This is a genomic window from Corynebacterium jeikeium (genome assembly GCA_003955985.1).
Taxonomy (GTDB): domain Bacteria; phylum Actinomycetota; class Actinomycetes; order Mycobacteriales; family Mycobacteriaceae; genus Corynebacterium; species Corynebacterium jeikeium_D.
The window spans coordinates 154,203-164,911 of record CP033784.1 but is presented as its reverse complement, the minus strand read 5'-3'; the positions used below and the strand labels follow the sequence as shown (position 1 = coordinate 164,911).

Below are 10,709 nucleotides of genomic sequence, written 5' to 3'. Positions count from 1 at the left end.
AAAGAGCCTCGGTGCCTCCTTCACCTAAGGAGACCGAGTGACTGCACAAACCCGTTCCATCGTTGTCGCCGCAATGGTTGTGACTGACCCGGTGGGACGGGTTTTGTGCGTTCGTAAGCGGGGTACGGATACGTTCATGCTGCCCGGCGGGAAGTTCGAGCCGGGTGAGTCCGTCGATCGCCCGGAGGTCACCGCCGCTCGCGAGGTCTCCGAGGAGCTCGGCGTGGACATCGACCTATCGCTGTTGCGTCCGTGGAATATCGCCCGTGCGGCCGCCGCCAACGAGGCGGGCTTCGAGGTCGTCGGCCACCATGTGCGCTATGTCGGCGAGTTCACCGATGAGCTGGCGAACGTTCAGCCCCACGCCGAAATTGAAGAGGTCCGCTGGCTCGACCCCTGGCTACCGACCGGGAAAATCGCCCCTATGCTGGTCGAAACCACTCTGCCGAAGCTTCGCGAAGAGCTGCCCCAGCTTGCCGCTGGCCGTGAGCAGCCACAGCGCGCACTGTCGTCACTGACTGTCTTCTGCGGCTCCGGCTTCGGCAACGATCCCGCCTGGCGCGTCACCGCCGAACGCCTCGGCCAGACACTCGCGGAAAATCGGGTGGAGCTCGTCTACGGGGGCGCGGCGATTGGTCTTATGGGCACGGTTGCTAACGCGTCGCTTGACGACGGCGGCAGTGTCACCGGTGTCATCCCCGAGGTCCTGGTCAAGAAGGAAATTGCCCATCCGCGGCTGACTCACCTGGAAACTGTTGCGACTATGGCCGACCGCAAGTCGCGCATGTATGAGCTTGGCGATGCTTTTGTTGCGCTCCCCGGCGGCGCGGGCACGCTGGAGGAGTTCTTCGAAGTGTGGACCCAGCAGCACCTGGGGATTCATGCCAAACCGGTGGCGTTGCTGGGTCCTTCGGGCTTTTGGGAGCCGCTGTTGGCTCTGCTCCGCAACGTTGTTGATGCGGGTTTTGTGCGGCCGGAGCTTCTCGATGCGCTTATTGTCGTCGACGACGTCGACAAGCTCCTGCCTGCGTTGATTGCGTGGCGTGCGGGGCGGACGAAGTTTTAGCCTGCCCCAGACCCCACAACACACTGCTAGTGAGCAGCAGCCAGCTGCTGCAGCTCAGCTTCGGTGCCGTTGAAGACGTCCTCGTCCACGTTGGTCGGGATGCCATCGACGCGGCCGGTGGAGGAACGCTGCCAGAAGGCCATACTCTCCCAACCGCCCGGCAGTGAGGTCGGAGCGCTGTCTTCGTAGGCGGCGAGCCACAGCGGGTAGTCGGTGAAGTCGGTCGAGTTACCCATCGGGTTCTGCCAGAACCAACGGTAGGTGTAAATCATCGGGGTTTCGCCGGTCTTTTCCTCTACGCGCTCGAGGAAGTCCTTGGTCCACTTCTGCAGCTGGGTCGGGTTGAGGCCATTGTCCAGCTCGATGTCCAGCACCGGCGGCAGTGTCTTGTCTGTGGAGATTTGCTCATCGCGCTGCTGCAGTGCTTCTACGTACTGGTCAGCCTGCGCGGTTGCGGAGCGATCCGGGTGTGCCTTGTGGTAGCTGCCCACATACAGACCGGCCTTCGCTGCAGCGATGGAGTCCTCGAGGAAGTACTTCTGGTCACCTTCGACACCGTCGGTGGCCTTGATGAAAGCGAACTTCTGGCCGCTGGCTGCGACCTCGTCCCATTTCAGTGCGACGCCACCTGGGCGCTGCCACTTGGAGACGTCCACGCCGGTCGGCCCCATGTGGAAGCCGGTGCGAGCCGAGTTAGACGATGCGCTGGTAGCCGAACCAGTTGAGGAACCGTTGGCACCAGAGCCCTGCGACTCCTGAACAGTCAAAAAGTCGAGCGACCCCTTGGAATCAGCAGCGGACGGGTTGGAGTGTGCAGATGCGTCCTGGGGTTGCGCGTCAGCCGGTGCAATAACACCCAAGGTCAGCGGCGCAACGGCCACGATACTTGCCAAAGTGGCGCGGCCCGGGCGTCGCTTCAGCACCGCGGTCGCGGAAAGTGGAAGAAATTTCATGGTTTGCACCTTACCCCCTAAATCACTTTAGCCCCATTCGTAATCCTAAACTTATCCCGCCCCTCCAGTCACAGCTTCAATCCGCCCTTGCCCCTAGACTGGCGGCATGACAAATAGCACTAATACTGAGACCCAGTCCGCAACGTCCCAACTCTCAACGACTCCTCGCCCACAGGATGACCTCTACTTGGCCACCAACGGTGAGTGGGTTAGTAATCACGTCATCCCGGCTGACCGCCCCATCGATGGCGCCTTTTACAAGCTGAGGGATGAGGCGGAGGAAAACGTCCGCGAGCTCATCACCACTGCCGCCGATGCGGATCAGAATTCCCGCGTCGCTCGCTTGTACAACTCTTTTATGGACGAAGCCGCTATTAATAACGCCGGCGCAGCTCCTCTCGCGCAGGATCTAGAAATGATTGCCTCCGCCGAGAACGCGCATGAGCTGGCGTTGGCGCTCGGCCGCCTCGACCGCCTCGGTGTCGGTGGTGCGCTCGGGTACTGGGTAGAGAAGGATTCCGGCTCGGACCTGGATGCTCTCTATCTGTTGCAGTCGGGCCTCGGCCTCCCGGATGAGGCTTACTACCGCGAGCCTGGTCACGCCGACACCCTCGCTGCCTATGAGCAGCATGTTGCCGCTATGTTGAAGCTTCTCTCCTCGCATGACGACGGCGCGGGGGAACTCTCCACCGCGCTTGCTGCATTCGAGTTGGTGGACCCGGCCGCTGCGGCGGCGCGCATCGTGGCTTTTGAAAAGCGTATTGCCGCTGGTCACTGGAATGTGGTCGATACCCGCGATGCACTGAAGACCTATAACAAGACGGCCATTTCTGACCTCCCCACCGGCTTCCCGGTCGCGGAGTGGCTCGCGGCCACCGGTGTCAATGAGACGAACCAGACTGCCATCGACACCATCGTGGTGATGATGCCGTCGTACTTCGAGCACTTGAGCAAGTTGTGGCAGGACACTGACCTGGCAGATCTGCGCCTGTGGGCACTGTGGCGCGTCCTCCACCAGCGCGCCGCCTACCTGTCGGATGACTTCTCTGCGGAGAGCTTTAACTTCTACGGCCGCACCCTGCAGGGTTCGACCGAGCAGCGTGCACGCTGGAAGCGTGGTGTTGCCTTTGCGGACGGGGCGGTTGGACATGACGTCGGCAAGCTGTATGCGGAAAAGCACTTCCCTCCGGAGTACAAGGAGCAGGTCCTGGAACTGGTGGACTACCTGCTGGCGGCGTACCGGGAGCGAATTTCGAAGCTGCCGTGGATGACGAAGGCGACACAGGAGCGGGCGCTGGAGAAGCTGTCGCTGTTTAAGGCCAAGATTGGCTACCCGGAGCGTTGGCGTGATTACTCGGCGATGGAGCTCGGGGATTCACTGATGGACAATGCTCGCGCTGCCAGCGCTTTTGCGCATGATTATGAGGTGGCAAAGCTGGGAACCCCGGCCAATCGTGATGAGTGGCATGGCACTCCGCAGACGGTCAATGCCTTCTACAATCCGGTGGTCAATGACATCACGTTCCCGGCTGCGATTTTGCAGTCGCCGTTCTTCTCACCGGACGCTTCCCCGGCGGAGAACTTCGGTGGCATCGGTGCGGTTATTGGTCACGAGATTGGTCATGGTTTTGATGACCAGGGCTCGCAGTATGACGGTCACGGCAACCTTCACCAGTGGTGGACCGATGAGGATCGCGCAGCTTTTGAGAAGCTGACCTCCGCACTGGTGGACCAGTACGAGGGCCTGGTTCCGCAGGCTCTGCGCGAGCAGGCCGAGGAGGGCGCTGACCTGCCCGGTGTCAACGGTCGCTTCACCCTGGGAGAGAACATCGGTGACTTGGGCGGGCTTGGTATTGCTGTCGTCGCTTTCCGCCGTTTCCTCGCTGCCCGCGGAAAGGAACTCGGGTTGGAGGACACCCCCGAGACCTACCGTGACCTGTTCAAGCAGTGGGCACTGGTCTGGCGTTCCAAGATTCGTCCGGAGTTTGCACGCCAGCTGCTTGCCATTGACCCGCACTCGCCAGCGGAGTTCCGCTGCAACGTCATTGCCAGCAACATCGATGAGTTCCATGAGGCCTTCGGCACTTCAGCGGGGGACGGCATGTGGCGTGAGCCGAATGAGCGCGTGAATATCTGGTAATTCTGCGGGAACCCAACCTGCGCTGCCTTATCCTCCGATGCTTTCCGGGCTCTCCGATGCCTTCCGCAGCCTCCGGGGACAGCCAACGCCTCACCGTTTACTACAAATGCAAAAGCTGACTTTTTGTTTTTGCAAACGTGGAACTAAAATCACAGGTGAGGCGCACGCTTTCCCGATGATCAAGTCGGGCAGGGCCCAATCAAGCGAGGTTCCTGTTACATGTGCGCTTGCTAAGTGCTCTTGCTGGAGGAGGCCGCTGTGGACACTCGCGACATCCAAGCACTCACCGCCGTCAAACTCTATTACGGCGAGGGGCTCACACAGTCTCAGGTTGCAACCGAACTCGGGGTTTCCCGTCCAACGGTCTCTAAACTGCTCAACCTTGGCCGTGAGCGCGGTTACGTGCGCATTGAGATCCACGATCCGCGAGAGGAAGCCTCAGAGACCGCTACGCAGATGCGGGATCGCTACAAGTTGAACGATGTGCGCCTGGCGCAACCGGCACGCGCTGGCAACGCGGTCTTGCTCCGCGAGTTGGGGCGTGTGGGCGCCGAGCTTCTCGACGAGCTGGTGGTCGACGGTACCCTTCTCGGTGTTTCGTGGGGCAAGACCATGTACTCCGTATCCACGCAACTGAAGTCCAAGGATGTCTCGGGCGTGGAAATTGTGCAGCTCAAGGGCGGAATGAGCCATTCCGATAAGTCAACGAATGACATCCGCACCATTGGCGGGTTCTGCCACGCTTTCCACGCCTATGCCCGCACATTGCCGCTGCCGGTGATTTTCGATTCGGTCGAGACCAAGCGCATCGTGGAACAGGATCGGTTCATCGCCAGCGTATTGGCGCTTGGCCGGACGGTGGACATTGCCGTTTTCACTGTCGGCGCAGTCGACCATGATTCACTGGCCTTGAACTTGGGGCAGCTGTCGGCAACCGAAAAGGACTTACTCGTGGAGCGCGCAGTGGGCGATGCCTGCTCACGCTTCTACCGTCCGGACGGTGGCATTGCGCTGCCAGAGGTCGATGCCCGCACGGTAGGTATCAGCCTCTCTGACCTGCGCCGAATCCCCACTCGGGTACTTGTCGCCGGTGGCGCACACAAGGCCGAGGCCATCGATGTGGCCCTTCGAACAAAGTTGGCCACTCACTTGGTCATTGACGATGCCACTGCCGAGCGCCTACTTTCGCTGGACTCATCGGACTCACCGGGCTCACCGGGCTCACCGGGCTCGCCAGACTCACCCCCTAGCTCCACCCCTCCCTCTGCCACGGAATAACCGTCTCGGGACGCATCAGTACAAAGAACTAACACGAACACCCGAGAAGCGTCTTTGTCCTCTTCGACCGATAGACTTAAGCGAGCGCAGATGTCCGCATATATGTTGCAGCCGCTGTCCGGTCGGAGAGGACGATTCTTTAGGTGTCACCAGCACAGCAGATCAAGCACACACTCCAGGCCTACGAGTCGGCAGACGCATCTTTCGCTCAGTCCGCGAAGAAATTGCCATCCGTGGGATGGAAAGGAGCGCTCTACGCTCTCAAGCGTGCGGGTATCGAGTTTTTCTTGGAGCTCGGTTTCGACGCTGCCGCGAAGTTGACTTACTACACGGTGCTAACCTTCGCACCCGCACTGCTTGCGATTTACTCAATTGCCACGCTGATGTTGGCCGGTTACACCGATGACCTAAACCGACTGACCGAGGATTTCATCCGCAGCTACATCCCGGCTGAGTATGCCGAACCGATTCGCAATGTCATCTCAACGATTATCGGCTCCGCCACGGGCGGTCTTGTCGCACTGACTATCGGTATTGTTCTTGCGCTGATTTCGTCGTCGGCCTACACACGCGCATTTTCGCGCACGGGTAACTCCATCTATGGCGTTTCCGAAGGTCGCACGCTAATTCGCTACCACCTGCTCATGGTCGCCATTACGCTATTGCTGCTCATTGGCACGGTGGTGCTGCTTATTGCGATTATTGTCAATGACCAGCTAGTTATCACCATCGTCGAACCGGTTGCCCGCCCGTTGGGCATTGAATCGACCACGCGACAGGTCATTGACTTCTGCATCTCCGTCTGGAGTTGGCTGCGCTGGCCGGTCATTATCGTCATGTCAATGATTCTGATTGGCTCGCTGTACTACTTCACACCGAACGTGCGCATGCGCAAATTCCGCTGGCTCAGTACCGGTTCGGCACTGGCAATTATCAGCTCGCTGGGTATTGGCAAGGCATTGCAGCTTTACCTGTTCAACTTTGCGGCTTCAAACCCCTACGGCGCCATGGGTGCCGTCATTGCTCTCATGACTGCACTTTGGGGCATTAATGTCGTCGTGGTCTTCGGCTTCAAGCTGGATGCCGAGGTTGAGAGGATGCGCCAACTGCGCGCCGGCCTGCCCGCAGAGCGATACATCCAGCTTCCACCCCGAGCTACCGCGGCCGCCGAGGGCGAGCAGAAGATCCATCAGAATCTAGAAAAGCAGGCGGCCGAATTCCGAACTGAGGAACCCGACCGCCTGGATAAAATGCCAGCAGAAGCAACTGAAGATTTTTCCTCGCAGCCCGCTGCTGAGACTGACCCTGCTACCGATCCGTTCCAGAAGATCGACTAGCAGGGCCAGTAACTAATCACACAGCACCTAGCTATAGCGCAATCACACCCACAATTGCAGCGTTGAGCAGGTTGGTGCACAGGCCCGCAATCAGCGCCAGCGGACCGTTCTTGGCAATCTCACCGCGACGTTCCGGCGATAGCGCACCGAAGGAACCGATCTGAATTGCAATGGAAGACAGGTTGGCGAAGCCAGCCAGGGCGAAGGTCGCCAGCATGATGGACTTCGGATCCAGCGAGTCGACGTGCTCCGAGAACGAGGTGTAGCCGACGAACTCGTTCAGAATCGTCTTCTCACCAATGAAGCTACCGACCAGCCCTGCGTTCTCCCACGGCACACCAATCAGCCAGGCAATCGGCGCGAAGACCAGGCCGAACAGCCCCTCCAGCGACCAGTTTTCCTGACCGAACCAGCCGCCGATGCCGCCAATCATCGCCGACAGCATCGCAATCACAGCGATGAACGCAATCAACAAACATGCCACAACCACAGCGATACGACCGCCGGCCAACGCACCCGCCCCGAGCGCGTCAATGACGTTCTTCGACTCAGTGTCGCGGACATCCTTCACCGACGCATCCAGATCGGATTCCTCCGTCTCCGGCCAGAAAGTCTTCGCAATCAGCAGCGAGCCCGGCGCGTTCATTACCGATGCCGCCAGCAGGTACTCCAACGGCGCACCGAGCAGGGAGTAACCGATCAAGGTCGATCCGGCCACCGACGCAAAACCGCCCGACATACATGCGAACAGCTCCGACTTGGTCAGTTTCGGAATATACGGCTTAACGACGAGCGGAGCCTCCGACTGCCCGAGGAAAATCACCGTGGAAGCGAAGACGGACTCTACCTTCGAGGTTCCCATAATGAACTTCAGTGCGGACCCGACATACTCAACGAAGTACTGCACTACCCGCAGGTAGTAGAGGGCACCGAGGACTGCGCCCAGGAAGATGATCACTGGCAGCACGTTGAGCACGAAGACGAAGTTTTTCCCCGTGCCGTCGAAAAGATTACCGAAGACAAATGAGGTGCCCTCATTTGTAAAGTCGATCATCTTCTCAATGGCACCGGCGACGCTCTTCAACGCCTGGAAGCCGGGTTCCCACTTCAGCACTACCAGCGCGAACACCGCTTGCAGCAGCAGGCCAACGCCGAGCGTGCGCCAGTTAATGGCTTTCCTGTTCTTTGAGATAGCAATGGCAAATCCGATGACGAGGATGATGCCCAGTAAGCCTTGCAGTCTATCCATGACTAAGGTCTTCTTTCTTGATAAAAGAGGCTGTGGTGATGATGCCTACAGGTCCTCGGGACCAAAGGCGTAAGGGAGAATTTTTTCGAAGTCGATGCTGGCCGGAGCGCCTAAACCACCATTTTCCGGGCGCTCGGATTCCACAATGACACGCTTGCACCCAAATTCGTGCAGGACCTGCCGACAGGCACCACAGGGGTGGCACGGTGCCGCCTTTCGCCCGACAATGGCACAGGCCGCAATCTTATGGTTGCCGCCGTGCTCCGCGACCATGCGGAACACGGCTGTGCGCTCTGCGCAGTTGGTCAACCCATAGGACGCATTTTCCACGTTGCAGCCTGTGACCACCGTGCCGTCGTCAAGCAGAAGTGCGGCACCGACCGGAAAACCTGAATAGGGGACGTACGAGTTTTCCGTGGCTGCGTAGGCCTTAGCCAGTAGTTCTTCGTCTGAGATGTGGGACATTGTGCTCTCCCTCCCCGAGCCTGTGCGAGGTGTTTATGCAAACATACTTATGTGGGTACAAATGGAAAGTTAACTATTGACATTTGTTCTAGTGCTGATGATAATCGGAATCAGCAGAGTTCACAAGACCAATATCGCTAAGCACAATCGCCTATAAAAGGAGCGAACAATGGCTGAAAAGTTCGATGTAGTTGACGTCATCAAGGTAAAGCGTGATGGCGGTGAACTCAGTCCGGAAGAGATTTCCTGGGTCATTGACGCCTACACTCGCGGCGTCGTGGGCGATGAACAGATGGCGGCGCTGAACATGGCCATCTTTATCCGCGGCATGAACCGTCGCGAAATTGTGGATTGGACTCAGGCGATGATTGACTCGGGCGAGACCATGAGCTTCGCATCGCTGAGCAAGCCCACCACGGACAAGCACTCCACCGGTGGTGTCGGTGACAAGATCACGCTGCCGCTGGGCCCACTGGTGTCCTCCTACGGCGTGGCCGTCCCGCAGCTGTCCGGCCGCGGCCTCGGCCACACCGGCGGCACCCTGGACAAGCTGGAATCCATTCCTGGCTGGCAGGCTGATGTTCCGAATGACCGCTTGATGCAGATCCTGGAGGATTCCGGCGCGGTCGTCGCAGCAGCCGGTGCGGGTCTGGCACCTGCGGATAAGAAGATTTACGCGCTGCGTGACATCACCTCGACGGTGGACTGCATTCCGCTGATTGCCTCGTCGATCATGTCCAAGAAGATTGCGGAGGGCACCTCCAGCTTGGTGCTGGATGTCAAGGTCGGTTCAGGCGCTTTCATGAAGGATCTGAATCAGGCCCGCGAACTGGCCCGCACCATGGTTGACCTGGGCAACGACGCGGGCGTGAATACCCGCGCACTGTTAACGGACATGTCCACTCCGCTGGGCCTGACCATCGGCAACGCCCTCGAGGTCCGCGAATCGGTGGAGGTTCTCGCCGGCGGCGGCCCCGCGGACGTCGTGGAGCTGACCTGTGAGCTGGCCCGAAACATGCTGGAGCTGGCCGGCGTACACGATGCTGACGTGGAGCAGGCTCTGAAGGACGGCCGCGCAATGGATTCGTGGAAGAAGATGATCCGCGCTCAGGGCGGCGATCCGGATGCCGCGTTGCCGGTGGCACCTCACACGCACGATGTGGTTGCGCAGGCCGACGGTTACCTGACCAAGCTGGATGCACTGGCTCTCGGCGTTGGTTCCTGGCGCTTGGGCGCGGGACGTGCTCGTAAGGATGATCCGGTGCAGGCCACTGCCGGTATTGAGATTTTCGCCAAGCCGGGAGACAAGGTGGTCAAGGGCCAGAAGCTGCTCACGCTGCACACTGAAACTCCGGATAAGTTCGAGCGCGCTCTCGAGTCCATCGAGCCGGGCATTGAAATCGGCGACACCGCGCCTACAGCCGAGCGCGAGATTATCCTCGATCGCGTGTCCTAGAAAATTACTGACAGACTCGCGCCGGCGCCACTTCCCGCCCCGAGCCCGCCACCTCCCTACCTTGACGCTCTCTCCCAAATTTCCGAAAGGACTTGATTTCTCCCATGACTTCCCGCGCTGATGTTGCCAAGATGATTGACCACACCCTGCTCAAGCCAGAAGCCACCTCTGACCAGGTCAAGGCTCTTATCGCTGAGGCCGGCAAGCTCGGCACCTACTCCATCTGCATCTCCCCCTCGCAGCTCCCAGTCGAGGTACCGGAAGGCCTGCACATCGCCACTGTCGTCGGCTTCCCCTCCGGCGCGGTGAAGGCCGAGATCAAGGCCGCTGAAGCCGCTCGCGCTGTGGCCGATGGCGCTGAAGAAGTCGACATGGTCATTAACATCGCCTTCGCCAAGGAGCACCGCTTCGACGACCTTGAGGCCGAAATCAAGACTGTTCGCGATGCCATTCCGGGCAAGGTTCTGAAGGTCATCATCGAGTCGGCCGCCCTGACCGATGAGGAAATCATCGCAGCTTGCAAGGCCTCCGAGTCCGCAGGCGCAGACTTCGTCAAGACCTCCACAGGTTTCCACCCAGCTGGCGGCGCTTCCGCTCACGCCGTGAAACTCATGCGCGAAACCGTGGGCGACCGCCTTGGAGTCAAAGCCTCTGGCGGTATCCGCGATGCCGCTGCCGCTGAGGAAATGATCGCCGCTGGCGCCTCTCGCCTGGGCCTTTCTTCCTCCGCCGCTGTCCTCGACGGTCTGAAGTAGGCTAACCCCG

Annotated in this window: 8 protein-coding genes and 1 pseudogene; 6 read left to right on the top strand and 3 right to left on the bottom strand. The window is 59.7% G+C overall.

Annotated features, from left to right (window positions below):
- The first annotated feature begins 37 nt into the window (after positions 1-37).
- Positions 38-1,066, top strand: coding sequence for a TIGR00730 family Rossman fold protein (locus tag EGX79_00695; protein AYX80833.1), 1,029 nt, complete (start codon positions 38-40; stop codon positions 1,064-1,066).
- A 26-nt stretch (positions 1,067-1,092) separates the two neighbouring features.
- Here EGX79_00695 and EGX79_00690 read toward each other — a convergent pair whose 3' ends face one another.
- Positions 1,093-2,019, bottom strand: a complete 927-nt coding sequence (locus tag EGX79_00690; GenBank protein ID AYX80832.1) for a lysozyme M1 — start codon at positions 2,017-2,019, stop codon at positions 1,093-1,095.
- A gap of 106 nt (positions 2,020-2,125) precedes the next feature.
- Between EGX79_00690 and EGX79_00685 the strand changes: the two genes are divergently transcribed.
- The 3 genes and pseudogenes from EGX79_00685 (at position 2,126) to EGX79_00675 (ending at position 6,669) form a co-directional block, all read left to right on the top strand.
- Positions 2,126-4,159 carry a peptidase M13 gene (locus EGX79_00685; GenBank protein AYX80831.1) on the top strand — a complete coding sequence of 678 codons (2,034 nt, stop codon included), beginning with the start codon at positions 2,126-2,128 and terminating at the stop codon, positions 4,157-4,159.
- Between the two features lie 258 nt (positions 4,160-4,417).
- On the top strand, positions 4,418-5,437 hold the full coding sequence (locus EGX79_00680) for a sugar-binding transcriptional regulator (GenBank protein ID AYX82662.1): 1,020 nt from the start codon (positions 4,418-4,420) through the stop codon (positions 5,435-5,437).
- Between the two features lie 143 nt (positions 5,438-5,580).
- Positions 5,581-6,669, top strand: a pseudogene (locus tag EGX79_00675) (YihY/virulence factor BrkB family protein).
- A gap of 136 nt (positions 6,670-6,805) precedes the next feature.
- Here the strand turns inward: EGX79_00675 and EGX79_00670 are convergent.
- Positions 6,806-8,023, bottom strand: coding sequence for a NupC/NupG family nucleoside CNT transporter (locus EGX79_00670; GenBank protein AYX80830.1), 1,218 nt, complete (start codon positions 8,021-8,023; stop codon positions 6,806-6,808).
- 45 nt (positions 8,024-8,068) lie between these two features.
- Positions 8,069-8,488 carry a cytidine deaminase gene (locus EGX79_00665; protein ID AYX80829.1) on the bottom strand — a complete coding sequence of 140 codons (420 nt, stop codon included), beginning with the start codon at positions 8,486-8,488 and terminating at the stop codon, positions 8,069-8,071.
- A 169-nt stretch (positions 8,489-8,657) separates the two neighbouring features.
- Between EGX79_00665 and EGX79_00660 the strand changes: the two genes are divergently transcribed.
- Both EGX79_00660 and EGX79_00655 read left to right on the top strand, forming a co-directional pair.
- Positions 8,658-9,944: a thymidine phosphorylase gene (locus EGX79_00660; GenBank protein AYX80828.1), complete on the top strand. Its 1,287-nt coding sequence runs from the start codon at positions 8,658-8,660 to the stop codon at positions 9,942-9,944.
- A 104-nt stretch (positions 9,945-10,048) separates the two neighbouring features.
- Positions 10,049-10,699, top strand: coding sequence for a deoxyribose-phosphate aldolase (locus EGX79_00655; protein ID AYX80827.1), 651 nt, complete (start codon positions 10,049-10,051; stop codon positions 10,697-10,699).
- Positions 10,700-10,709: the final 10 nt, after the last annotated feature.